The 25,248-nt window shown below is 65.5% G+C and carries 20 protein-coding genes; 7 read left to right on the forward strand and 13 right to left on the reverse strand.

Annotation, left to right across the window (positions count from 1 at the left end):
• Positions 1-11 precede the first annotated feature (11 nt).
• The 6 genes from KVX96_RS02070 to KVX96_RS02095 form a co-directional block, all read right to left on the reverse strand.
• Entirely contained in the window at positions 12-2,453 is a 2,442-nt protein-coding gene (locus KVX96_RS02070) for an FAD-dependent oxidoreductase (protein WP_261192543.1), read from the reverse strand.
• A complete protein-coding gene (locus KVX96_RS02075) occupies positions 2,450-3,532 on the reverse strand; it encodes a zinc-binding dehydrogenase (protein ID WP_314733083.1) in 1,083 nt (360 codons plus the stop codon). The genes KVX96_RS02070 and KVX96_RS02075 overlap by 4 nt, the downstream gene beginning before the upstream one ends.
• Complete coding sequence (locus tag KVX96_RS02080) at positions 3,532-4,440, reverse strand: homocysteine S-methyltransferase family protein (protein WP_261192545.1); 909 nt, start codon at positions 4,438-4,440, stop codon at positions 3,532-3,534. The genes KVX96_RS02075 and KVX96_RS02080 overlap by 1 nt, the downstream gene beginning before the upstream one ends.
• 9 nt (positions 4,441-4,449) lie before the next feature.
• Positions 4,450-6,897: an FAD-dependent oxidoreductase gene (locus tag KVX96_RS02085; protein WP_261192547.1), complete on the reverse strand. Its 2,448-nt coding sequence runs from the start codon at positions 6,895-6,897 to the stop codon at positions 4,450-4,452.
• A gap of 22 nt (positions 6,898-6,919) precedes the next feature.
• Positions 6,920-7,489, reverse strand: a complete 570-nt coding sequence (locus tag KVX96_RS02090) for a helix-turn-helix domain-containing protein (protein ID WP_261192549.1) — start codon at positions 7,487-7,489, stop codon at positions 6,920-6,922.
• A 120-nt stretch (positions 7,490-7,609) separates the two neighbouring features.
• Positions 7,610-8,500 carry an AraC family transcriptional regulator gene (locus tag KVX96_RS02095; protein WP_261192551.1) on the reverse strand — a complete coding sequence of 297 codons (891 nt, stop codon included), beginning with the start codon at positions 8,498-8,500 and terminating at the stop codon, positions 7,610-7,612.
• Positions 8,501-8,666: 166 nt separating this feature from the next.
• On the opposite strand from KVX96_RS02095, the gene KVX96_RS02100 reads away from it, so the two are divergent.
• Entirely contained in the window at positions 8,667-9,617 is a 951-nt protein-coding gene (locus KVX96_RS02100) for an SDR family oxidoreductase (protein WP_261192552.1), read from the forward strand.
• A gap of 80 nt (positions 9,618-9,697) precedes the next feature.
• On the opposite strand, the gene KVX96_RS02105 is transcribed toward KVX96_RS02100, so the two are convergent.
• Positions 9,698-11,245, reverse strand: a complete 1,548-nt coding sequence (locus KVX96_RS02105; RefSeq protein ID WP_261192553.1) for an arylsulfatase — start codon at positions 11,243-11,245, stop codon at positions 9,698-9,700.
• A gap of 117 nt (positions 11,246-11,362) precedes the next feature.
• Entirely contained in the window at positions 11,363-11,941 is a 579-nt protein-coding gene (locus tag KVX96_RS02110) for a DUF308 domain-containing protein (protein WP_261192554.1), read from the reverse strand.
• A gap of 118 nt (positions 11,942-12,059) precedes the next feature.
• Between KVX96_RS02110 and KVX96_RS02115 the strand changes: the two genes are divergently transcribed.
• Positions 12,060-13,196, forward strand: a complete 1,137-nt coding sequence (locus KVX96_RS02115) for an AI-2E family transporter (RefSeq protein ID WP_261192555.1) — start codon at positions 12,060-12,062, stop codon at positions 13,194-13,196.
• 69 nt (positions 13,197-13,265) lie between these two features.
• On the forward strand, positions 13,266-16,865 hold the full coding sequence (locus tag KVX96_RS02120; protein ID WP_261192556.1) for a hydantoinase B/oxoprolinase family protein: 3,600 nt from the start codon (positions 13,266-13,268) through the stop codon (positions 16,863-16,865).
• A 3-nt stretch (positions 16,866-16,868) separates the two neighbouring features.
• Here the strand turns inward: KVX96_RS02120 and KVX96_RS02125 are convergent, their stop codons facing one another.
• Positions 16,869-17,813 (reverse strand): hypothetical protein, encoded by a 945-nt coding sequence (locus KVX96_RS02125; protein WP_261192557.1) that lies wholly within the window; start codon positions 17,811-17,813, stop codon positions 16,869-16,871.
• A gap of 174 nt (positions 17,814-17,987) precedes the next feature.
• Here KVX96_RS02125 and KVX96_RS02130 point away from each other — a divergent pair, with 174 nt between their 5' ends.
• On the forward strand, positions 17,988-18,689 hold the full coding sequence (locus tag KVX96_RS02130; protein ID WP_261192558.1) for a polysaccharide deacetylase family protein: 702 nt from the start codon (positions 17,988-17,990) through the stop codon (positions 18,687-18,689).
• Between the two features lie 131 nt (positions 18,690-18,820).
• On the opposite strand, the gene KVX96_RS02135 is transcribed toward KVX96_RS02130, so the two are convergent.
• Genes KVX96_RS02135 through KVX96_RS02145 form a run of 3 tightly spaced genes read right to left on the reverse strand, consistent with a single transcriptional unit; the run spans position 18,821 to position 21,492 of the window.
• Positions 18,821-20,191, reverse strand: coding sequence for a glutamate--cysteine ligase (locus tag KVX96_RS02135; protein WP_261192560.1), 1,371 nt, complete (start codon positions 20,189-20,191; stop codon positions 18,821-18,823).
• Between the two features lie 60 nt (positions 20,192-20,251).
• Positions 20,252-20,746: a hypothetical protein gene (locus KVX96_RS02140; RefSeq protein ID WP_261192561.1), complete on the reverse strand. Its 495-nt coding sequence runs from the start codon at positions 20,744-20,746 to the stop codon at positions 20,252-20,254.
• 20 nt (positions 20,747-20,766) lie between these two features.
• Entirely contained in the window at positions 20,767-21,492 is a 726-nt protein-coding gene (locus KVX96_RS02145) for a 16S rRNA (uracil(1498)-N(3))-methyltransferase (RefSeq protein ID WP_261195363.1), read from the reverse strand.
• A gap of 13 nt (positions 21,493-21,505) precedes the next feature.
• Between KVX96_RS02145 and ubiA the strand changes: the two genes are divergently transcribed.
• The 3 genes from ubiA (at position 21,506) to KVX96_RS02160 (ending at position 24,979) form a co-directional block, all read left to right on the forward strand.
• Positions 21,506-22,474 carry a 4-hydroxybenzoate octaprenyltransferase gene (gene ubiA, locus KVX96_RS02150; protein ID WP_261192562.1) on the forward strand — a complete coding sequence of 323 codons (969 nt, stop codon included), beginning with the start codon at positions 21,506-21,508 and terminating at the stop codon, positions 22,472-22,474.
• A 65-nt stretch (positions 22,475-22,539) separates the two neighbouring features.
• Positions 22,540-24,666 carry an OmpA family protein gene (locus KVX96_RS02155; RefSeq protein WP_261192563.1) on the forward strand — a complete coding sequence of 709 codons (2,127 nt, stop codon included), beginning with the start codon at positions 22,540-22,542 and terminating at the stop codon, positions 24,664-24,666.
• Positions 24,653-24,979, forward strand: a complete 327-nt coding sequence (locus tag KVX96_RS02160; RefSeq protein WP_261192564.1) for a hypothetical protein — start codon at positions 24,653-24,655, stop codon at positions 24,977-24,979. The genes KVX96_RS02155 and KVX96_RS02160 overlap by 14 nt, the downstream gene beginning before the upstream one ends.
• 22 nt (positions 24,980-25,001) lie before the next feature.
• On the opposite strand, the gene KVX96_RS02165 is transcribed toward KVX96_RS02160, so the two are convergent.
• Positions 25,002-25,196 carry a DUF2892 domain-containing protein gene (locus KVX96_RS02165; RefSeq protein WP_261192565.1) on the reverse strand — a complete coding sequence of 65 codons (195 nt, stop codon included), beginning with the start codon at positions 25,194-25,196 and terminating at the stop codon, positions 25,002-25,004.
• Positions 25,197-25,248: the final 52 nt, after the last annotated feature.

The raw sequence follows: 25,248 nt of genomic DNA on the forward strand, positions 1-25,248 counted from the left end.
GCAAGAAATCCTTAGGCTTTCACTCGCTCGGAGGTGGGATCATACATCGGCTTCAGGCTCACCTCTGCCGCCACCCGCCGGCCCGCCACTTCGATCTCATAAGCCGAGGCCAGCACATCGGCGGCTTTCTCCCCGGCGCAGGGCACATAGCCCAGCCCCACGGCCCCGCCCAGCGTGTGGCCGTAGTTGCCCGAGGTCAGGAAGCCCACCACCGCACCGTCGCGCAGGATCGGCTCGGCGTGATAGAGCAGCGGCTCGGGCTCGGTCAGGCGGAACTGCAGCATCCGCATCTTCGGCCCGCTCTCCTTGCGTGCGGCCACGGCGGCGCGGCCGATGAAATCGCCCTTGTCCACCTTCACCGCAAAACCGAGGCCCGCATCCACCGGGTTGTCCTCCGGGGTGATGTCATGGCCGAAGTGGCGATAGCCCTTCTCGATGCGCAGGCTGTCCATCATATGCATCCCGCAAAGCTTCAGCCCCATCTCCTGACCCGCCGCGTGCAGGGTCTCAAACACATGGCCCGCCATGTCGGCAGACACGTAGACTTCCCAGCCCAGCTCGCCCACGTAGGTCACGCGGTGCACCCGGGCGAGGCCCATGCCGATCTCGATCTCCTGTGCCGTGCCAAAGGGGTTGGCCGCATTGCTGAAATCATTGGGCGAGACCTTTTCCAGCAGCCTGCGCGCATTTGGCCCCATTACCGCCAGCACCCCCTCCGCCGCCGTCAAATCGGTGATCACCACGTTAAAATCTCCCACATGGCGGCGTAGGCGGGTCTCATCCGCCAGCCGCGTCGCCGCTGGGGTGACCATCAGGTAAGCGGTTTCGGAAAGCCGCGTCACCGTCACATCGGCCTCGATCCCGCCAAGGGCGTTGAGCATCTGGGTGTAGACGATCTTGCCCACGGGCACGGCCATCTCCCCGCCGCACATGTGGTTGAGGAAGGCTTCGGCATCGCGCCCCTCGATGCGGATCTTGCCGAAGGAGGACATGTCATACATCCCCACGTTCTCCCGCACCGCGTGGTGTTCGCGCGCGCTGTTTTCAAACCAGTTCTGCCGCTTCCAGCTGTAGTTATAGGCGCGCTTCTGCCCCGGATCGGCAAACCAGTTGGCGCGCTCCCAGCCCGCAAGCTCGCCCATCACCGCGCCCTGCTCCAGCAGCTGCGCATGGAAGGGCGTGCGGCGGATCCCGCGGGCGGTGGCTTTCTGGCGGTAAGGGAAGTGATCGGCATAGAGCAGGCCGAGCGTCTCCTTGGAGCGTTCGAACAGATAGTGCTTGTTGCCTTGAAAGGGCTGCATCCGCGCGATGTCCACGTCGCCCAGATCAAAAGGCTTCTCGCCGCTGTCCATCCACTCCGCCAGCGCCATGCCCGCGCCACCCGCCGACTGGATGCCGATGGAGTTGAACCCGGCGGCCACCCAGACATTCTCCATCCCCGGCGCGAGGCCAAGGTGGTAGGCGTCATCCGGTGTGAAGCTTTCGGGGCCGTTGAAGAAGGTGTGGATGCCGGCCTCGGCCAGCATCGGCAGGCGGTTGACGGCGGCCTCAAGGATCGGCTCGAAATGGTCGAAATCCTCCGGGAGCTGATCGAACTCGAAGTTCTCCGGAATGCCGTTCATGCCCCAGGGCTTGGCGTTGGGCTCGAAAGCCCCGAGCAGGATCTTGCCCGCGTCTTCCTTGTAGTAGGCGCATTCATCCGGCACCCGCAGCACCGGAAGCTGCGTCAGGCCGGGAATGTTTTCGGTGACGATGTAGAAATGTTCGCAGGCGTGCAGCGGCACGTTCACCCCGGCCATGCGGCCCACCTCATGGCCCCACATGCCGGCGCAGTTCACGATCATGTCGCAAGCGATATGGCCGCTCTCTTCGCCCTGCTGCCAATCGACTCCCGTCACCCGCAGGCCCGTTTTGCGGATCGCGGTGACCTTGGTGCGCTCGAAGACTTTCGCGCCGTTCTGCTTCGCGCCCTTGGCCAGCGCCAGCGCGATATTGGCCGGATCGCCTTGCCCATCCTTGGGCAGATAGACACCCGCCAGCACGCCCTCGGTGTTCAGATGCGGGTATTTCGCCTTCACCTCCTCCGGCGTGATAGGATCGACCTCCACCCCGAAGGCGCGCGCCATGCTGGCCTGACGCAGGATCTCCTCCTTGCGGTGCTCGGTGAGCGCCACGGTGATCGAGCCGACCCGCTTGAAGCCCGTGGCCACGCCGGTTTCAGCTTCGAGCCCGCCGTAGAGTTCCTGCGAGTATTTCGCGAGCTTCGTCATGTTCTGGGTGGCGCGCAGCTGGGCGATGAGGCCTGCGGCGTGCCAAGTGGTGCCCGAAGTGAGCTGCTTGCGCTCCAGCAACACAACATCCTGCCAGCCCTTCTTGGCCAGATGGTAGGCAATAGAACAGCCGATCACGCCGCCGCCGATGATCACGACGCGGGCTTTTGCGGGGAGGGTCATGCGGGGAACTCCTGTGGCGGGATGAGCACCAGTTTGCCGGGGTAGCGCTTGCTCTGGAAATCGGCCTGCGCGGCGTGGATCTCCTGCAAGGGGTAGGTGTTGGAGACGAGCGGGCGCAGGCGGCCCGAGATCACCAGATCGATCAGCGCGGCGAAAGTCTCGCGCGGCTGGTAGGTGGAGCCCGCCAGATTGAGATCCTTAAGGTAAATCTTGCGCAGGTCCGTCTCCACCATCGGCCCGGCGATCGCGCCCGATACGGCGTAGGTGCCGCCGGGGCGCAGGGCGTCGATCAGGGCACCAAAGCCCGCGCCGCCGACCACGTCGGCCACGCAGTCAAAAGCATCGCGCGGCGGGGTTTCCTCGCGCAGCAGGATCTCGGTTGCCCCGGCGGCGCGCACGGCTTCCGCCTTGCTGGCCGAGGTGAGCCCCGTCACATGCGCGCCCTGCAGATGGGCCAGTTGCACGGCGGCCATGCCGACGCCGCCCGAAGCCCCGGTGATCAGCACGCGCTTGCCTGCCGCCACGCCCGCGCGGCTCAGAAGCGCGACTGCGGTGCCGAAGGCGCAGGGGATGGCGGCGATCTCGATGTCGCTCAGGGGCGAAGCGCCGACGTCATACAGGTCGGCCACGGGCAGGGCGCAGAACTGCGCGAAAGCGCCGTCGCGTTCGCTACCGATGCACTCCATGCCGAAGGGGTTTTCCGCCGTCGGACGGGGCATCACCAGCGGGGCGGTGACGCGCTTGCCAAGCCAGTCAGCCTCCACGCCCGCGCCAAGCGCCGCGACCGTGCCGCAAAGATCGCCGCCCTGCACCAGCGGGAAGGGCAGCGCCCCGGCCCATCCACCAGAGGACTCCTCATCCAAGGCGACACCTTCTCCCGTCGCGCCGCTAACCTCCTCGGCATACCACCCGAGGCGGGTGTTGATGTCGGTGTTGTTCATCCCGGCGGCATGAACGCGGATCAGCGCCTCGCCCGCCTTGGGCTGCGGCACGGGCAGATCCTCTCGCCAGACAAGCTTCTCCGGCCCGCCATGACCGGTGAGCACAACGCCTTTCATCAGGGGGGGCAGGGCATCCATCAGGCATTCTCTCCGGTGATCTCATGGCCCGCCGCTTCCAGCGCGCCGGCAAGCGTTGCAATGTGGTCGGGGCCGACCTCGCAGCAGCCGCCCACGAAGCACGCGCCGGCGGCGACCCAGCCCATGGCGAAGCTCGCGTAGGCGTCGGGCGTCAGATCAGTGCGCGCGGCTAGCACATCGGCGGTGCCGCCGATGGCGAGGCTGTCGATCCCGGTGAAGCCGTTGCCATAGGCTCCGAAGGACAGGCCCGCTTCCGCCAGCAAATGCAGGTTGCCGCTGATCACCTCGGGCTTGCTGCAGTTGAGCATGATGCCTGTTGGCGCAAGATCCTTCAGCAGCGCGACGGCCTCCGAAAGCGGCTCGCCGGAGCGCAACGTGGGGCTGCCATCATCCTTCAACGTCACGGCAACCCATGTGGGCAGGCCGGTGTCCAGCGCGGCGCGGGTGGCGGCTTCGATCTCGCTCAAGGCCGACAATGTTTCGGCCAGCACCAGATCGCTGGCCTCGGCCTGAGCTTCGATGATCTCGGCATAGAGCGGCAGCAGCTCGGCCACGGAAATCGCCATGTCGGGCCGGTAGGAGCCGTGCAGCGGCGAGAGGCAGGCGGCGATCTTGGTGCCGGGCGCGCCGGCGGCTTCGCGCGCGGCATGGGCCAGATCGATCGCGCGCTGTTGCAGGGGGGAAAACATCTCTGCCGCGCCTTCGCGGGCCAGCCGCTCGGGCGTGGTGGAATAGGTGTTCAGCGTCAGCACCTTTGCGCCCGCGCGCAGGAAATCCTCGTGCACGGCCTGCACGATCTCCGGTTCCTCCATCAACACCTTGGCCGACCACAAGGGGTGCGGCTTCATGGATGAGCGGCGCAGAAGCTCCTGCCCGGTGCCGCCATCCTTGAGCATGATCTGCGCCACGGCTGCCTCCTAGGCCCGGATGCGGGCGTTCTCGGGATCCCAGAGCGGCGCATCTTCCTGCACCGTGGCCGGGAACCTCTGCCCGAAAATCTCCACCTCAAGCTTGGTGCCCGGTTCGCAGAGATCGGCGCGCAGCATGGCGAGCGCCACCGAGGCCTCCACCCGGTAGCCATAGCCGCCGGAGGTCGTCTCGCCGACGATCTCGCCGCCGTGCCAAAGGTTGGACATGTAGGGGGCGTCGAACTCCGGGCTGTCCACGATCAGCGTGGCAAAGCGCTTGGCCACGCCGCGCTGCTTCTCGGCCAGAAGCGCAGCTTTGCCGGGGAAGTCCTGCGGCTTGTCAAGCTTGATGAACCGGTCCAGCCCGCCTTCGAGCAGCGAATAATCGGTGGACAGATCGCCCTTCCACGCCCGGTAGCCCTTCTCCAGCCGCAAGCTGTTGAGCGCATACATGCCGAAGGGCTTGGCCCCGGCGGCGGTGAGCGCATCCCAGATCGCGGGCGAGGCCTCCGGCGCGCAGTGGATCTCCCAACCCAATTCACCGGCAAAGGACACGCGCACCAGCGCGGCTTCCTGCCCGGCGACATGGCCCTCAAGGCTTGTGGTCAGCCAGCCCTTGGAAAGATCGTGGTCGGTGAGCGGCGCGAGGATTTCGCGCGACTTCGGCCCTGTCAGCAGCAGGCATTCCACATCCTTGGTGTGGTCCGTCACCGTCACGCCCTCCGGCGCGTTGCGGCGCAGCAGATCGGCATCGTGCCATTGCGCCACTGCGGCGGTGATCAGCCCCACTTCACTGTCGCTGTGCACCATGCAGGACATCTCCGTCACGATGCGGCCGCGATCATCGGCGAAGTAGATAAGCCCGATGCGCCCCGGTGCGGGCAGGCGCGAGGCGGTGAGGCTGTCCACATAGTCCTTCGCGCCCGGCCCCTCGACCTTGAAGCGGCTGAAGCCGGTGATCGGCAGGATGCCCGCCCCATCGCGCACGGCTTCGCATTCCTCCCGCACGCGCGGCTCCCACGGGCCTTTGCGGGCGAAGGTATGGGTGGCCTCTTCCGAGGTGTCATCGCCCGTTTTGGCGTACCAGTTCGCCCGCTCCCAGCCGTTGTAGGCGCCCATCTGGGCTCCCGCATCAAGAAGGCGCGCATGGAGCGGGGAGAGCTTCTTGTCCCGCCCCGCCGGCCATTCATGATGCGGGAAGTGGATGGCATATTCGTGTCCGTAGACCTCCATGCCTTTCTGAATGCAGTAATCTGTGTCGGTGTAATCGGTGTAGCGGCGCGGATCGCAGGACCACATGTCCCATTCCGTCTGCCCCTCGATGATCCATTCGGCCAGCACCTTCCCGGCCCCGCCGGATTGCGCGATGCCGAAGGTGAAGACGCAGGCCTCAAACGCATTGGGCACGCCGGGCATCGGGCCGATCAGCGGCAGCCCGTCGGGCGCGTAGGGAATGGGGCCGTTGATCACCTTGTTGATTCCGGTCTGGCCCAGCAGCGGCACGCGGGCCATGGCGTCCTCGATGTAGAACTCCAGCCGCTCCAGATCGTCCGGGTAGAGCTGGAAGCTGAAATCATCGGGCATCGGGTCGTCGGGCGTGATCCAATGCGCCTTGCAGTTGCGCTCGTAGGGGCCGAGGTTCAGCCCCGTCTTCTCCTGCCGCAGGTAGTAGGAGGTGTCGACGTCGCGCAGCAGGGGCAGCTTGTGGCCGTTCTGGGCCGTCCATTCCGCGATCTCGGGGATCTCGTCGGTGAGCATGTACTGATGGCTCATCACCATCATCGGCACGGTGCGCCCGCCGTAGGGTTTGAACCACTCGCCCACGCGCTTGGCGTAGTAGCCGGCGGCGTTCACCACGTATTCGCAGCGGATATCACCCTTGTCGGTGTGCACGATCCACTCGCCGTTCTCCCGGCTCACACCGGTGGCCGGTGTGAAGCGCAGGATCTTCGCGCCCAGATCCCGCGCGCCCTTGGCATAGGCCTGTGTCAGCTGGCTCGGGTCGATGTCGCCATCGTTGGGGTCATAGAGCCCGCCCGCCAGATCGTGGGTTTCCATGAAGGGGTAGGCGTCTTTCATATCCGCCACCGACATCATCTCGATGTCCATCCCCTGATAGCGGCCCATCGAAGCGGCGCGCTCGAACTCGCGCATCCGCTCGGGGCCATGCGCCAGCCGGACAGAGCCGGTGACGTGGTAGTTCATCGGGTAGTCCACCTCTTCGCCCAGCCGCCGGTACAGCTCTGTCGAATAGCGTTGCAGGTTCATGATTGACCAGCTGTTGGAGAAGGTCGGGATGTTGCCCGCCGCATGCCAGGTGGAGCCTGCCGTCAGCTCGTTCTTCTCAAGCAGCACGCAATCGGACCAGCCCGCCTTGGCGAGGTGGTAAAGGCTTGAGGCCCCGACGGCCCCGCCGCCGATGATCACGACACGTGCAGTGGTAGGGAAATCGGCCATGGCTGAGCTCCTGAATGTTGGATCAATAGACCGGCGGCGAGATCACCCAGATCGCCACCGCCGGTTCAGTGAAGGGGTTTTCCCAGCGCAAGGCCTGTTCGCGCACGCGAAAGCTGTCGCCGGGTGTGATGAGGAATTCGGTATCGTCGAGCCAGATCTTCAGGCGGCCCGAGATCAGGTAGCCAACTTCCTGCGTCGGGCGGGAGATCACGCCGGGCGAGCGCGCGCCGGGGCGGAAGGTGGAGTGGATAACCTCGAAGCTGTCGGTCAGATCGGGCGAGAGCAGCTCCTCCACAAGGCTTGCGTCGGCCTCGCCCACACGGCGGCGGGCGTCGGCGCGCACGATGCGGCCCAGCTCTTCCGCCGGGGCCTCGGCCTGTCCGAAGAGCATCGAGAGCGGCACCTCGTAGAGCGCGGCCAGTGCTTTCAGCTCGTCATAGGAGGGGCTGGAAATATCGCGCTCCACCTGGCTCATCCAGCCAACCGATTTGCCAAGCCGCGACGCCACCTGCCCAAGCGTCATCCCGCGCGATTTCCGCAGGGCGCGCAGGTCCGCGCCAAGCGAAGAAGAGATGCGGGAATCATAAGACATCGGCGCTCCGTGAAAAAACTCTCCGAAATTTCACGACGGGCGCGTGAAAAAGTCAAAGGAAATTTCATGCGTGGCTTAACAGGCGCCGCGGTTGATCCTCGGGCAAGCCCGCATTCACGCCTAGGCGATCCCGGTCAGGCCGCGCTGGGCGTCGCTCCATTGTCGGGGCGGGGTGCCATACATCCGCTTGAATTCACGGCTGAATTGCGAGGCGCTCTGGTATCCCACGTCCAGCGCCGCAGCGTTCACGCTCATGCCGCCCGCGATCTTCATCGCCGCCCGGTTCAGCCGCATGGATTTCACGAACTGGATGGGCGAAAGCGTGGTGGCCTGCTTGAACTTGCGATGAAACACGGCCCGGCTCATGCCAGCGCGGGCAGCCATTTCGTCGATCGAGGCCTCCTCGCTCAGGTGCGAGGACAGATGTGCGATGGCGCGGGCAATGGCGTTCTCCGCGCCGAAGGCCGCGCGGGCAAAGGGCCCGGCCTCGCCTTTCAGGATCGCATAATACAACTCCCGCAGACGTGCCGCGCCGAGCACTGCCGTGTCCATCGGGCTTTCGCCCAGTTGCAGCAGCCGCAGCAGCGCATCCGCAAACCCGGTATCCCAACGCGCGAGGCAAAAGCCGCTTGGCGCGGGCGTTTCGTGCCGCTGCCTCTGGCCGGTGGTGCTCTCCATGTCCATGATCACGTCGAGCATCAATCGCCGATCCAGCGATACCAGAACGCCGTAGAGCGGGGCGTCGGGGCTGGCATCAGGCGTGCCCGCCTGCACTGGCATCGAGGTCGGGCAGCACAGGTACTGGCTGTCGTCGTAGACACAGTGCCGCCCGTCCAGAACGGCCTCCTTGCGGCCGCTGACGATGGCGATGACGGAGGGCTCATAGACGGCGGGCGCACAGGGCACGGCGGTGCAGGCGCGAAACAGCTGCACGCCGGGAAGGCCGGTTTCCGTCAGCCCGTCGGCGCTGGTGCGGTTTGCGATGAGTGTTATAAGCGCTGTCTTGTCCATGCAGGCGATCTAGGGGTGGATTGGGTTCTGTCGCAAGAGGTTTGAGACGATCAGGCAAGAAAGAGAGAGGATAGGCGCTGTTTTCAGTCCCACCCGACATCTATGTGCATATCGCAGAGCAATGAAGGGCCGCGCTGGTCCGTGCCGGATACGGAAAGGATGCCCAATGGCAAAAGACCTCACTTTCGGCCCCAAAGGCTGGCTGCCCGCACGGCTGCCGTCGCTTGCGGGCAAAACCTACGTGATCACCGGGGCCAACGCCGGGGCAGGGTTTCAGGCTGCGCGGACTTTCCTGAGCAAGGGCGCAAGCGTGGTGATGCTGAACCGCAGCGCCGAGAAGTCGCAGGCCGCCGTGGCCGCGCTGAAGGCGGAATACGGGGCGGAGGCCGATGTCCGCTTCATCCGCATGGATCTGTCGGATCTGGCCAGCGTGCGGGAGGCTGCCGCCGAAGTGCTGCGCGCTGTGCCCCGGATCGACGCGCTGATCTGCAACGCCGCCATCGCGCAGGTGCCGGAGCGCAAGCTCACCGTGGACGGGTTTGAGAGCCAGCTTGGCACCAATCACTACGGCCATTTCCTGCTCTGCGGGCTGCTGTTTGACCGTCTGGAGGAGTCCCATGGCCGGATCGTGGTGGTGGCGAGCCTTGGCTACCGGATGGGCCTGCGCACGATCCAGTTCGACGATATGAACTGGGAGAACGGATACGGGGCCAACAAGGCCTACAGCCAGAGTAAGCTGGCGCAGATGATGTTTGCCTATGAACTGCAGGACAGGATCGCGGCCGCGCAAAACTCCGTGCAGGTCTTTGTCTGCCACCCCGGGTCCTCGGCCACATCGCTGATCACCACCAGCGGCAGCCCCCTCATGCGCGCCCTCTTTTGGGCGATGACGAAGACGCCATTGGTGCAGACCGCCGAACAGGGTGCCTTCCCGGAGGTCATGTGTGCCACGGAAACCAGGCTCACCGAGCGCGCGCTGTACGGCCCGACGGGACGCATGGAAGTTGTCGGCCCGGTGGGGCGGGGGTCGCTGGAGCCACATGCCTATGACAAGCCCGTCATGGAACGGCTCTGGGCCGTTACCGAAGAGGCAACCGGCTTCCGCTGGGCCGTCTAGGCGCGGAGCGGCTCCCGGTATTGGGCACGAAAAAAGGGGGCGCGCTGCGCCCCCTTTGGTGGTGATGGATCGGGGTGGGGTCAGCCGCCCTGGTTCGTCTGGAGCGTTTCCAGAACCGAGTCGATCGAGAAGCTGCCCGGTTTCTGGCGCGGCGGGTAATCCGCGAAGGTGCTCAGGAACTGGGACACGATCGCCTGTGCCGGCACCAGCAGGTAGGCGCGCTCAAGCCGCCACTGGCTGTAGTTGATCGCCTCGTGATCGGCCTTCTCGAAGGGGTCAGAGTAGAGGTTGAACACCTTCGGCAGGCGCAACGGCGTCAGCGGGTCCTGCCAGACGTCGAACCCATGGGCGCGCTGCTCTGCGAAGACGACCTTCCATTGGTCATACCGCAGGTTCATCAGGTCGCCGCCATCGGAGAAATAGAAGAACTCCCGACGCGGGCCGCGCTCTTCATCGCCGCGGAAGTAGGGCATGAAGTCATAACCGTCGAGGTGCACCGGCTCGTTGCCTTCGCCGAAGGGGGCTTCGGTCAGCATCCGCTCTTTCATGTCACCATCGCCGAGCGCGGACATGAAGGTCGGGAACCAGTCGAGGTGGCTGATGATCTGGTTGGAAGTGCGGCCCGGTTCGATGACGCCCGGCCATTTGATCATCATCGGAACGCGGAAGCCGCCTTCCCAGTTGGAGTTTTTCTCGTTGCGGAAGGGCGTGGTGCCGCCATCTGGCCAGGAGAAGACCTCAGCGCCGTTGTCGGTGGAATACATCACCACCGTGTTGTCGGCGACGCCCAACTCGTCGAGCTTGTCGAGCATCTGGCCGACCATGCCGTCATGTTCCACCATGCCGTCCGGATAGACGCCGAGGCCGGTGACGCCCTGGCTCTCTTCCTTCAGGTGGGTGAAGATGTGCATGCGGGTGGTATTGTACCACAGGAAGAAGGGCTTGCCCTGTTCCACTGCGCGATCCATGAAATCGAGCGCGCCAGCGGTGACTTCCTCGTCGATGGTTTCCATCCGCTTCTTGGTGAGCGGGCCGGTGTCTTCCACGGAGCCATCGGCGTTGGAGCGGATCACACCGCGCGGGCCGAACTGCTCGCGGAAGGCGGGATCTTTGGGGTAGTCGGCGTTCTCGGGCTCTTCCTCGGCGTTGAGGTGGTAGAGGTTGCCGAAGAACTCGTCGAAACCGTGGTTGGTGGGCAGGTGCTCATCCAGATCGCCAAGGTGGTTCTTGCCGTATTGGCCCGTCATGTAGCCCTTGGACTTCATGTACTCGGCAATCGTCGGATCCTTCTCGGAAATTCCTTCCTTCGCGCCCGGCAGGCCGACCTTCAGCAGGCCGGTGCGGAAGCCCGATTGCCCCGTCACGAAGGAGGCGCGGCCAGCTGTACAGGATTGCTCACCGTAGCCGTGGGTGAAGAGCATCCCTTCCTTGGCGATCCGGTCGATGTTGGGGGTCTCGTAGCCCATCATCCCCTGGTTGTAGGCGGACACGTTCCAGTAGCCGATGTCGTCGCCCCAGATGATGAGGAAGTTCGGTTGCGCATCCTGTGCGGCCAGCGGTGCCGCGATGGCGGATGCTGCAAGCAGCGCCCCTGTGCCAATCGCTTTCTTGAATGAATTGAGACTCATTATTGCCTCCCTGGTGAAAAATTATGCCTCCACAATAGCGCGTTAATTCGTTTCTGAAAGAAAATTGATTCAGCTTTGTGACGCTTCGGGGCAGCGAGCCCCGGCGCTCAGATCATGCTACCCCACGTTCGGCGCAGCGCGGGCGTTGCGTACGGCCAGAAGCAGGCCGAGGCCGGAAGCGATCAGGCTGATGCCCAAGAGCAGCCCCAGCGTGGTGCCCGACACAGCGGCAGGTTGAGCGATCAGGAATATCCCGGCCGTCAGCGGGATCACGCCCCCGAGGGCCAGCAGGGCCCAGCTTGCCTCCGGGCGCAGGCCGAGCCCCTGCCGCAGCCGCGCCGCACCTTCGGCGACCAGAAACAACCCGATCAGGTAGATCGACAACCCAGCGGCCTCCACGAGTTGGATCAGGATGACGAAGCCAGCCAGCAGGGCAAAAAGAAGCGTCAGGATCTGCATCACCGCCCCGCGCATCCGTTTGCCCAGCACCAGCCCCACCAGAAGCGTGGCCGCATAGAGAAACAGCAGCCAGGCGATGATCGTGGTGTCCAGCGGCCCCGCGACCAGCGGATAGGCCGCGGCGAAGGCCCCGGCGGCGAGCATGATGACGGCCTGCAGCGTGAAGAAGCCGCTGTGGCTGGCGAGCGCGGCCAAAAGGAAGTCTTTCCGGGTCTCGGCTTTGGGTGTTTCGGCCATGGGCTGTCTCCTGTCGGCGGCGCGTATCTGTGCAGGCTAGCGCTGCGGGGGCGTTCGGGAAAGCGGGGATTGCGCGAAGATGCTTCACCGCTTGCATCCACTGTGCTAGCGCAGGGGAATGTCTGGTTCCGCTGTGCCCATCCGCCTTCTCACCCTCTGCGCCATCGTCATCGCGCTGGCCGCGGGCGGCTGGATGCTGAACGTCGCCGCCGGGATCGTGATCCCGATCATCCTTGGCGGGCTCGTCGCCTTTCTGCTGAACGCGCTGGCGACCTCGGCCAAGAAGATCCCCGTGATCGGGCCCCTCTGCCCCTTCTGGCTCAGGATGAGCGTGTCGTTCCTGCTGACCTTCGCGGTGCTTCTGGTGTTTGCCGCGCTGCTTGCACGCAACGTGGAGCAGGTGGCCCGCGATGCCTCCAGCTATGGCGAGGCCTTCTCCAACATGCTCAACAGCCTCGCCGCGCGTTTCGGATACGAGGCGGATGTGACATGGCATTCGCTGCAGGATCTCTTCGCAGGCCGGATCAACATGCAGGATACCGTGCGCTACGGCGTGGGGGCGATCACCAATGCGATCGTCTATGTCTTCCTGATCTTCATCTACGCGCTCTTCTTCCTGCTGGAAGCCCGCTATTTCGACATCAAGATGGAGCGCATCTTCCGCACCGCCGACACCCGCCGCCGCGCGCAGTTCATCATGCACCAGATGATCGAGAAGGTGGGCGATTACATGGCGCTCAAGACGCTGGTGAACGTGATGCTCGGCGCGATCTGCTTTGCGATCCTGTTCCTGTTCGGCATCGACTATGCCGCCTTCTGGGCGATCCTGACGGGCGCGTTCAACTACATCCCTTACGTGGGCTCGCTGGTGGCGGTGCTGCTGCCGGTTTTCGTGTCGGTCGGCCAATACGAAAGCATGGACACCACGCTGTCGCTCGCCGCCTGCCTGATCGTGGCGCAGAACATCGTCGGCTATTACATCGAGCCGCGCCTGCTGGGCAAACAGCTCAACATGAGCCCGCTCGTCATCATGATTTCGCTGGCGGCCTGGGGGGCGATGTGGGGGATCGCGGGGGCGATCCTCTCAGTGCCGCTAACCTCGATGATGATCATCCTCTTCGCCGCCTTCCCCGGCACACGCCCGCTGGCCGTGATGCTCAGCGAGGACGGGTTCAGCCGCGACGACGCGGATCCGATGGTGCCGGAACCCGTCACAAGCCTTGCGCCGCAACCGGCGGAAGATCCGGCCGAATAGGCAATCGACATCCCAAGCCCCGCCGCATAAGCATGGCTGCCAATGGCAGGAAGGAAACAAGGGGGCGGCATGTCGGGCGCTGAGTGGGAATTCTGGATCGATCGCGGCGGCACCTTCACCGATATCGTCGCGCGCCGGCCCGATGGCAGCCTGCACACCCACAAGCTTCTGAGCGAAAACCCCGAGCGCTACCGGGACGCCGCCGTGCAGGGCATCCGCGAGATGCTGGGGCTTGGCGCTGGCGATCCCCTGCCCGAAGGCGCGATCCGCGCGGTGAAGATGGGCACCACGGTGGCCACCAACGCGCTGCTGGAGCGCAAGGGCGAGCCGACACTGCTGCTGATCACCGAGGGCTTTCGTGATCTGCTGCTGATCGGCTACCAGACCCGCCCGCGCCTGTTCGATCTCGATATCAAGCGCCCCGATCTGCTCTATGCGGATGTGGCCGAGGTGCCGGGGCGGCTGGATGCCGAAGGCGGCGAGGTTGCCACGCTCGATGAGGCCGCCGCCCGCGAAGCACTACAGGCGGGCTATGATCAGGGCCTGCGCGCCGTCGCCATCGCCTTCCTGCACGCCTATCTGAACCCGGAACATGAGGCCCGCGTGGCCGAGATTGCCACTGAGATCGGCTTCACCCAGATTTCCGCCAGCCACCGCGTCTCGCAACTCGCCAAGCTCGTCGGGCGCGGCGATACCACCGTGGTCGATGCCTATCTCTCCCCCATCCTGCGCCGCTACGTGGAGCAGGTCGCCGATGCGCTGAACGTGGGGCAGGGCGGGGCGGAGCGGCTCCTGTTCATGCAATCCAGCGGCGGGCTCACCGATGCACGGCTGTTTCAGGGCAAGGACGCGATCCTCTCCGGCCCGGCGGGCGGCATCGTCGGCATGGTGAAAACGGGGGCCGCAGCGGGCCACGAAAAGCTCATTGGCTTTGATATGGGCGGCACCTCCACCGATGTGAGCCACTACGCAGGCGAATACGAACGCTCCTTTGAGACCGAGGTCGCAGGCGTGCGGATGCGCGCGCCAATGATGGACATTCACACCGTCGCCGCCGGGGGCGGCTCGATCCTGACCTTCCGCGATGGCCGCTTTCAGGTCGGGCCCGAAAGCGCGGGCGCGAACCCGGGGCCGGCCTGCTACCGTCGCGGCGGGCCGCTCACGGTGACCGATTGCAACGTGATGCTCGGCAAGCTCAGCCCGGCGCATTTCCCCGCAGTGTTCGGCCCCGAAGGCAATGAGCCGCTGGACGCCGCCATCGTGCGCGCAAAATTCGCCGAACTGGCCGCGCAGATCGCAGAAGAAACCGGCCAGCCTGAACTGGCACCCGAGGCCGTGGCCGAAGGCTTCCTGCGCATCGCCGTGGACAATATGGCCAATGCGATCAAGAAAATCTCGGTGCAGCGCGGCCATGACGTGACGCGCTATACGCTGCAATGCTTCGGCGGCGCGGGCGGGCAGCACGCCTGTCTCGTGGCCGATGCGCTGGGGATGGAAACGGTTTTCCTGCATCCTTTCGCCGGGGTGCTATCGGCCTATGGCATGGGGCTTGCCGAGATCCGCGCGCTGCGGGAACGGCAGCTGGATGCGCCACTTGAGGATCTTCCGCTGGCCGAAGCCGCGCGTGTGGAACTAGCGGAAGATGCCAGCGCCGAGGTCGCCGCGCAGGGCGTGGCCGCAGGCGCGATCCGCATCGAGGCCCGCGCGCATCTGCGCTACGAGGGCTCCCATCAGGCGCTGGAAGTCCCCTATGGCAGCACGGAGGCCATGACTGAGGCCTTCGAGTCCGCCCACAAGGCGCGCTTCGGCTTCATCTCGCCGGAACGTGCGCTGTTCTTCGACATGCTCAGCGTGGAGGCCATCGGCGCGACCGGCGAATCCCCCGCCGCGATCTTGCCTGAAGGCACCGTAGGACAAACAGGCGCCATCCCAGTGACCTTCAACGGCACCGCGCATGCCACTCCGATCCTCGATCGCGCCACCCTTGCACCCGGTACAAGCGTCAAGGGCCCCGCCGTCATAACCGAGCCAACCGGCACCAATGTCGTGGAGCCGGGCTGGCGCGCCGAGGTCGATCCGCTGGGCAACCTCGTGTTGCGCCGGGTGGAGGCCAAGGCCCGCCCGCCCGCCGCCGGCACAGAAGCCGATCCGGTGCTGCTGGAGGTCTTCAACAACCTCTTCATGTCTGTGGCCGACCAGATGGGCGCGACGCTCGCCAACACTTCGTGGTCCGTCAACATCAAGGAACGGCTCGATTTCTCCTGCGCGATCTTTGACGCGGCGGGCGATCTGGTGGCCAACGCGCCCCACGTGCCGGTGCACCTCGGCTCGATGTCGGACAGCATCAAAACCGTGATGCGCGAGAACGCGGGCAAGATCCGCGAAGGCGATGCCTTCATGCTCAACTCGCCCTACAACGGCGGTACCCACCTGCCCGACGTCACGGTGGTGACGCCCGTCTTCGTGGCAGGCGAGATCGCCTTCTGGCTCGGCTCGCGCGGCCATCACGCCGACATTGGCGGCCGCACCCCCGGTTCCGCTCCGCCCGACAGCACCCGCATCGAGGAAGAGGGCGTGCTGATCGACAACGTGCGGCTGGTGGCCGAAGGCGTCCTGCAAGAGGCCTTGGCCGAAGAGGTGCTGTCGTCTGGCCGCTACCCCTGCCGCAACATCCCCCAGAACATGGCCGACCTGAAAGCGCAGGTCGCCGCGAATGAGACCGGACGGCAGGAGCTGCTGAAGGTGGTGCAAAGCTTCGGGCGCGACGTGGTGGTGGCCTATATGGGCCACGTGCAGGACAACGCTGAGGAAAGCGTGCGCCGGGTGATCGAACGGCTTACCGATGGCGCCTTCACCTACCCGATGGATCATGGCGCCGAGATCCGCGTGCAGGTCCGGGTGGATCGGGAGGCGCGCGAGGCGGTGATCGATTTCACCGGCACCGCGCCGCAGCACGCGGGCAACCTCAACGCGCCCTCCGCCGTCTGCCGCGCGGTGGTGCTTTACGTGTTCCGCACCATGGTCGGCGCGGAGATCCCGCTGAACGAGGGCTGCCTGAAGCCCCTGCGCATCGTGATCCCGGAAGGCTCCATGCTCAATCCGGTCTACCCGGCGGCGGTGATCTCGGGAAACACGGAAGTCTCCCAAGCCACCTGCAACGCGCTCTACGGCGCGCTTGGGGTGATCGCGGGCTCGCAAGGCACGATGAACAATTTCGTCTGGGGCAATGCGGAATTCCAGAACTACGAAACCATCGCAGGCGGCACCGGCGCGGGGCCGGGGTTTGCGGGGTGCGACGCGGTGCAGACTCATATGACGAACACCCGCAGCACCGATCCTGAGATCCTTGAAAAACGCTTCCCGGTGCGGCTGGAGCATTTCGGCATCCGGGACGGCTCCGGCGGCGCAGGGCAATGGCGCGGCGGCAACGGCGTGATCCGCCGGTTGCGCTTCTTTGCGCCCGTCACCGTCACCACGCTTTGCTCGCATCGCTTGGTGCCGCCCTTCGGCGTGGCGGGTGGCGCGCCCGGCGCGGTGGGGGAGGACTATGTGGAACTGCCCGGCGGCAGCCGCCGCAAGGTGGCCGGTTTTGCCGAGGAGGAGCTGCCTGCAGGTGGGCTTTTCGAGATGCGCACTCCGGGCGGTGGCGGCTGGGGTACGGCGGGTTAGAGGTCAGGCGCTGTCCCGGTCCAGCATCGCCAGCAGGCTCTTGTAAGCGGCGAGCGCCTCTTCCGCCTCGCCGCGCTTTTCGTATTGCTGCGCCAGCGTGCGCAGGAAATTGCGCCGCCAGAGCGGATAGTTGATCTGCTCCGCGATGGCGAGCCCACGGCGCAGCAGGGTGAGCGCGGCCTCCGCGTCACCGGCGTCCAGCGCGAGCATCGCCTGTTGTTCGAGGATCTGGCAGGCGGCGCGCTGATCGCCATCCTCTTCGGCACAGGTCATGCCTTCCTCCAGCGCCTGCCGGGCAGCGTCAAACCGGCCCGTGCGGCGGCAGGCGTCCCCATAGACTTCGCAGGCATAGGGGAACACCACGCGGTTGCGATGGGCGCGGCACAAGTCCATGGCCTCTTCAGCAGCGACAAAGGCCTCGGATCGAAGATCGAGCTGGTTCAGCAGCCGCGCCCGGTTGTGGGCCAGTCGCGCGGCTTCCGCGCCCGTAGCTTGCGCAAGCGCCTCCGTGATTTGTTCCAACGCGGCCTCGGGCTGGCCGGTGTGGCGCATGAGAAGCGCCTCTGAGGCCATCACGTCCAGCCGAGTTTCGATGGGCATCTCCGGGGTGAGCATCCGCCGGGCCGTGTTGATGAACTCACGCGCGCCGGTGAAATCACTGCGGCTGTAGGCGATGATGCAGTGGATTGCATAGACATCCACCAGCGCGGCCAACGGTTTGGCCTGGGGTGCCAACCGCCGCTCCGCGTCCAGGCAATAGCCCTCCGCCTGCCGGAATTGCCCGAGCCACTTGGCCTGCCACGCGAGGGTGCGCAGGGCATCGCCCACCACGGCCTCGGCCTCCGGGTCGCCGGTGCGGGCGGCGGAGCAGATCTGCTGGGCCATATGGGTGCTGCCCGCCCTGTCGCGCCAGCGCGAATACCAAGCGGCGCGGTTCAACACCGACATCTGCGGGACCGAGCCTGCGGCCCTCCCGTGCGTTTCGCTGCCCTGACTCATACCCAAAGAGTAGCCCAAACGCCGGGGAAACGGGCATCAAATTTACCGGCGCCGGCGTGGCTTCGGCGGGTTGATGCCGCGCGCCCGGCAGTGCAGCATGGGCGCGCGCCGCAAGCCGTAGAAATGAAGGAACCAACCGCCGATATGGGCCGCTCCGCCATTTGCCTGACCTTCGACGACCGCCACGTCAGCCACTGGCGCATGGCCCGCGGCATCCTCGCGGCCTATGCGGCGCGGGTCACCTTTTTCATTTCCGGGCCGGATCAGCTGACGGAGGAAGAATTCGCGGCGCTCGACCTGCTGGCTGGGGACGGCCACGAGATCGGCTTCCACAGCATGACCCACCCCCATGCCGAGGCCTTCCTCGCCGAGAAAAGCGCCAAGGCCTATATGGCGCAGGAAATCGATCCGGGGCTTGAACTGCTGAAACGGCGCGGCTTCGCAGCAGAGAGCTTTGCCTTCCCCTACCACGAAAGCGCCGAAGTGCTGATCGCGCCCCTCTTGCGGCGCTTCCGCATCCTGCGGCGGCAGGGGCCGGCAGAGCGGCCCGCGGGGCGCGTGTATGACGGCACCGGCCATCGTATGGTCGATTGCATCGGAAGCATCGACATGGCCAGCAATCCGGCGCTCGACGAGCCCTACTTCAACAAACGCTTCCGCCAGATCGGCAATCGACAGGGCGCGGGGGTGTTCTGCGGCCATGCGGTATGTGCAACAGAAGACGCGGGCACCGCCCCCTACCTGCGCCCGGAAGATCTGGACTGGTTCCTCTGGACCGCGCGCGATAAAGGCCTGCGAAGCCTCCCGATCTCGGCGCTGGCCTGAGCCTTGGAGAAGCGGGGCTGGCTGCCCCGCACCCCGCGGATATTTTAACCAAGATGAAGGGGCCCCACTTTGTTCCCTAAATATCTCGGGGGAGTCGCCGAAGGCGGCGGGGGCAGAGCCCCCTTTTTATCTCAGTAGCTGTAATCGCCGTAGATGCGGGTCAGTTCGCCGTTCCAATCGCCGTTGTAGCGCGCGAGCAACTCGTCGGCCGGTGTCTGGCCGCTGTCGACGCTTTCTTTCAGCGCGTTCAGGAAATGGGTTTCATCGGGGATCAGACCGCCTGCGCCGGGGCGCGCGCGGGATTTCAGGCCGGCTTCGGCGATGGCCACCGCTTCGCGTGCCAGATCGTGCAGCTTTACGCCGCCCGCTTCGCCTTGCAGCCCGTCCACAGACGCCGCGACGCGCAAGCCTTCGCGGGTGTCTGCATCAAGGCCTTTCACCAGATCCCAGGCCGCATCCAGCGCGCCCTGATCGTAGGTCAGCCCGACCCAGAACGCTGGCAGCGCGCAGAGTCTGCGCCAGGGGCCGCCGTCGGCCCCGCGCATCTCGATGAATTTCTTCACCCGCGCTTCGGGGAAGGCGGTTGTCAGGTGGTCGGCCCAATCCGACAGCGTGGGCACTTCGCCGGGCAGCGCGGGGAGTTTGCCGGCAAGGAAATCACGGAAGGACATGCCGAGCGCGTCGATGTATTTGCCGTCGCGGTAGACGAAATACATCGGCACATCGAGGGCGTAGTCGACCCAGCGCTCAAAGCCGAAGCCGTCGTCGAACACAAACGGCACCATGCCGGTGCGCGCGGCGTCCATGTTGCGCCAGACGTAGCTGCGCCAGCTCTTGTGGCCGTTGACCTTGCCCTCGAAGAAAGGTGAATTCGCAAAAAGCGCCGTGGCCATCGGCTGCAGCGCGATGGCCACCCGCATCTTCTGCACCATGTCGGCTTCCGAGGCGAAATCGAGGTTCACCTGCACGGTGCAGGTGCGGCGCATCATCACCCGGCCCATCTCGCCGACGCGGCCCATATAGGCGTCCATCAGCTTGTAGCGGCCTTTGGGCATCAGCGGCATGTCTTCGTGCTGCCAGATCGGCGCGGCACCGAGCCCGATGAAGCCCACCCCGATCTTGTCGGAGATCGCCTTCACATCGCGCAGGTGGGCGTTCACCTCGTCGCAGGTTTCGTGGATGGTTTCCAGCGGAGCGCCCGAAAGCTCCAGCGCGCCGCCGGGCTCAAGGCTCACGTTGGCGCCGCCTTTTTCAAGACCAATCAGCTTGCCGCCTTCGGTGACAGGGGCCCAGCCGTGCTGATCGCGCAGGCCTTCCAGCACCGCGAGGATCGAGCGTTCGCCTTCGTAGGGGAGCGGTTTCAGGCTGTCTTTGCAGTAGCCGAATTTCTCGTGCTCGGTGCCGATGCGCCAATCGGATTTCGGTTTGCAGCCATCCGCGAGATATTGCGCCAGCTGATCGCGGCTCTCGATCGGCCCGCCGCCGGACTGGGGGATAGACATCGCGAAACGCTCCACTTTCACCTGCAGGAAGCCCACAGGTGAAAGCAAAAGCCAGCGAAGTCAATGCAGCATGCGCTGCTCTTTTTGCCAGATCACGACAGGGTGAGCCGGGGGCTGCGTCAGGTAGCGCAGCATCTGCTCGGTCGGGAAGTTCTTGATCGAGGAGAAGACATCAAAGAGCGCGTCCACCCCTTCGGCATTGGCCGGGATGAACAGCGGCGGCGATTCAATGCCGCGCAGCACCCAATGCGGGGCCGGGTCGGGCACCGGGTCCAGCTCCACTTTCGACAGGCCGTCCACCGAGACAGCGCCGCCGGAGAAGGGGCCGTAATAGGCGATGCGGCCTTCGTTGACATGCACCACGCCGGGCCCGCCTTCCCCAAGGCGGAAGCGCGCGCGCTGCACGCCGGCATAGGCCAGCAGGGCGCCGGTGATGCCAAGGATGATGCCGAGCGTCGGCACAAAGCCGAGGCCGCGGAAAATGAGGATGACGCCTACGGCGGCAAACAGCCAGCCGATCAGGAACTCACGCCAGCGCCAGATTGCAGATTTCACTTCTTTTCGCACAAAAGACATTACCAATCACCGAAAACACTTTGCCAGATGGTCAGAGCCGCCACTGCGGCGGTGTCTGCTCTGAGTATGCGTGGACCTAGGCTAATTTGTGTCACGAAGGGGAGGCTTTTAAGATTTTCCCTTTCTTTTAGGGAAAAGCCACCTTCCGGCCCGATCAGGATCGCGGCCTTGGATTGGGTGCCACTGGCTTCAAGCGCGGCGCGCGCGCCGACGAGGGATTCGTTGCAGAAGATCAGGGCGCGGTCTGCGGGCCAGCTGGCGAGCAGCGTGTCGAGCTTCTGCAGGTCGCAGACCTCGGGCACGAAGGTGCCGCCGCATTGCTCGGCGGCCTCCACCGCATGGGCCTGCAGCCGGTCCTGCCGGATGCGTTCGGAGTTGGTGAAGTCGGTCTGCACCGGGAGGATGCGCGCCGCGCCCATCTCGGCAGCTTTCTCCACGATGAAATCGGTGCGGGCCTTCTTGATCGGAGCAAAGAGCAGCCAGAGATCGGGGGGGAGTTGCAAAGGCTTCGTCTGCTCCGCGCAAGCCAACAGCCCGCCGCGTTTGCCGGCCTCGGCCACCTCGGCGCGAAATTCGCCGTCGCGCCCGTTGAACAGCAGCACTGCATCGCCGACGCCCAGCCGCATGACACCAAAGAGGTAATGCGCCTGATCGCGCGACAAAGGAACCGTTTGCCCCTCGGCCAGCGCTGCGTCTACATAAAGCCTGATCTTCGCCGCCGACATGGACGCCCCTTGCATGACCCAATCTTCTGAAACACCGCAATCCAAAGGGCAGGTGGCCGATGCCGTCAAGGGCAATTGGGTGGATCGCCTCGCGCCGGCGGCGACCCGCCCCTATCTTCGGCTGTCGCGGGCGGACCGGCCGATCGGCACATGGCTCTTGCTTTTGCCCTGCTGGTGGGCGGTGCTGCTGGCGGCTCTGGCGACGGGCGGTTTCACCCAATGGGACGGCTGGCTGATGCTGGGCTGTGCGCTGGGCGCCTGGCTGATGCGGGGCGCGGGCTGTACGTGGAACGACATCACCGACCGCGAGTTCGACGCGCAGGTGGCGCGCACGCGCTCCCGGCCGATCCCCTCGGGGCAGGTCTCGGTGCGCGGGGCGGTGATCTGGATGGGGGCGCAGGCGCTTCTGGCCTTTGCGATCCTGCTCAGCTTCCCGCCGCTGGCCATCGCGCTGGGTGTTGGCTCGCTGGCGCTGGTGGCGATCTACCCCTTTGCCAAGCGCTTCACGTGGTGGCCGCAGGTGTTTCTGGGGCTTGCCTTCAACTGGGGCGCTTTGTTGGCTTGGGCGGCGCATGATGGCACCTTGGCCTGGCCCGCGCTGGTGCTTTACGGCGCGGGCATCGCCTGGACATTGTTCTACGACACGATCTACGCCCATCAGGACACCGAGGACGACGCGCTGATCGGGGTGAAATCCACCGCGCGGCTGTTTGGCGAAAACTCCCCGCGCTGGCTTTTTGGCTTCCTCGTGGCGGCGGTGCTGCTGCTGGCGCTGGCGGTGATTGGGGCCACTGCGCCTCTGGGCAACCCGCTTGTGCTTGTTGTGGCCCTTGGCGGCGTCTGGGCTTTCGGCTGGCACATGGCCTGGCAATTGCGCGGCCTGAAGATCGACTCGCCCGAGACCTGCCTGAAGCTCTTCCGCTCCAACCGCGACGCCGGCCTGCTGGTTGCGCTGTTTTTCGCCGTCGCCCTGTTCCTTTGATTGATCCGGCCACGCCCTGCCCCTAAAACCGGGTGCAACATCAAGAACAAGGACGCAAACCACGCATGCGCCTGAAATCCGCTCTTGCCACCGGTGCGGCCTTTACCCTCGCCGGCGGCCTGTGCTTCCTCGCCGCGGCCTCCGCCGTCAATGTGATCGAGGACCGGACCGAGCTCGACGTTACCCGTGCGCTGTCGCTGCAGGGGTTTGATTGGGTCGAGGTGGCCGTCGACGGGCTGATCGTGAACCTCACCGGCACCGCGCCCACCGAGGCCACGCGCTTCCGGGCGCTGTCTGTCGTGGGCTCCGTGGTGGATCACACGCGGGTCAACAACGGGCTGGCGGTCGCCGAGGCCGCGCAGATCGACGCGCCGACCTTTACCATCGAGTTCCTGCGCAATGACAACGGGATCACGCTTGTCGGGCTCGTCCCGGCGCGCGCGGCCCGGACGGAAATACTCTCGGCGGTCTCCAATGCCGGGGGCGGCGCTGTGGTGACGGATCTGCTCGACAGCGCGAGTTACCCGGTGCCGCGTGGCTGGCGTCCGGCGCTGGATTTCGCGCTGGATGCGCTGAAGCTGCTGCCGCGCTCTAAAATCTCGATGACGAGCGAGCGCGTGATCGTCACCGGCATCACCGGCAGCGCCGAAGAGAAGGCTAGGCTCGAAGAACGCCTGCGGGACGCGATGCCCACCGGGCTGGAGGTGGAGATCACCCTCACCGCGCCCCGCCCGGTGCTCACCCCTTTCACGCTGCGCTTCGTCATGGACGAAACCGGCGCGCGCTTTGACGATTGCTCTGCCGACAGCGAAGAGAGCATGGCCCGCATCCTTGGAGCGGCACCAGACGCCGCCAATGCCACCTGTACCATCGGGCTTGGCGTGCCGACCACAAGCTGGGCGCGTGCGGCCACCATCGGGATTGCGGCGGTCCAGAAGCTGGGCGGCGGCACGTTGACGTTCACCGACGCCGATGTCTCTTTCGTGGCGCTGGCAGGCACGCCCCGCGCGGCGTTCGACAAGGCAATGGGCGAGCTTGAGGCGGATCTGCCGGATGTCTTCTCGCTTGCCGCTGAACTGCCTGTGGCCGAAACGGCGGAAGCCGCCGAGGGCGCGCCGGCCGCGCCGGAATTCACCGCCACGCGCAGCCCGGAAGGGCTGGTGCAACTGCGCGGCAAGCTCGCCACGGAGCTGGACCGCGAGGCGGTGGAAAGCTTTGCCCGCGCCGCCTTTGGCGCGTCCAGCGTCTATGCCGCCGCGCGGCTGCAGGAAGAAGGCCTGCCGCCGGGCTGGTCGCTGCGTGTTCTCGCGGGGCTTTCGGCATTCGAGGAACTGAACCACGGTACGCTGCGCATCGAGGAAGACACCTTGACGATTGCCGGTGTCAGCGGCGATCCCGACGCCCGCGCCAATATCGCGCGTATCCTGACGTCGCGGCTCGATGGGGCGGATACGTTCAACATCGACGTCACCTACGAGAAGAAGCTCGATCCTGTCGCCGCCCTGCCAACGCCCGAGGAATGCGTAGCCGATCTGAACACAGCGCTGGGCGAGACGAAGATCACCTTCTCGCCGGGCTCGACAGACATCGAAGCCGGGGCGCTGTCGACGGTGGACAAGCTCGCCGAGATCCTGAAGGCCTGTGCCGAGGTCGAAATGCAGCTGGAAATCGCGGGCCACACGGACAGTCAGGGCCGCGAGGAGATGAACCTGAACCTCAGCCAGTCTCGCGCGGATTCGGTGCTGAACGCCCTGATGGCGCGGCGGGTGCTGACATCCAACATCACGGCCAAGGGCTATGGCGAGGCCGTTCCGATCGAGGATAACGACACCGAGGAGGGCCGCGAGGCCAACCGCAGGATCGAGATCACGCTCGTCGTGCCCGAGGCGCCTGCAGAGGGCGAGGCGGGCGCGGAAGGTGCCGAGGCTGCAGAGGGCGAAACACCGGTGGACGCGGGGGCTGGCAACGCTTCCGATGCCGCTGGCGAAGGCTCAGGCGACGAAGGCTCAGGCGACGAAGGCTCAGGCGACGAAGGCTCCGGCGACGAGGGGTCGGGCGATGAAGGCTCAGGCGATGAGGGCTCCGGTGATGGGCCGGAGGGTGCCGGCGCTGACGGCACCACAGAGACAGGCGACGCCCCGCAAGAGGGCGCAGAGACGGCGGACGGGGACACCACCAATGAACAGAACTGAATTCATCGCCGCAACGGCGCTCATCCTTTTCGTGGCCTTCGCGCTGGGCTGGTTCGCCAACTGGCTGGTGCATCGCTTCACCCGCGTGAGCCAGGCCGACATGGGTGAGTTGGACAAGATGGCCCAGTCGCTGCACGAGGCCGAGGAAACCCGCGACGAGGCGATCATCTACCTGCAACAGCGCGAGGCCGAGATGACCAACGCGCAGGTGCAGCTGGAGGCCGAGCTGTCCGCCGCCATGGAAGGCCTGCGCGACGCCCGCCGCGAGGCCGAGGAACTGCGCGCCTACATCGAATCCCAGAACGCAGGCTGAGGCGGCGCGCAGTCCGCGCGCCTTAGTTCGGCTTGACGGGGCAGGTCTTTATTCCCAGCACCGAGTAGATCGGGCAGACGCCCACGAGGCCGGTGGCCAGTGGGATCAGGCCGATCAGGCCCCAAAGAGTCTGCGGGCCGACGAACACCAGCGACAGCAGGGCGAGGCCGAGGATCACGCGCAGGGCGCGGTCGAGGGTGCCTTCATTCTTGGACATCGTTCTTTCCTTCCGAACAGGGTGTGATGCCCTGATCTAGTCTGCGTGCTGT

The organism is Pseudoruegeria sp. SHC-113, from assembly GCF_025376885.1.
In the GTDB taxonomy this organism is placed as follows: domain Bacteria; phylum Pseudomonadota; class Alphaproteobacteria; order Rhodobacterales; family Rhodobacteraceae; genus Pseudoruegeria.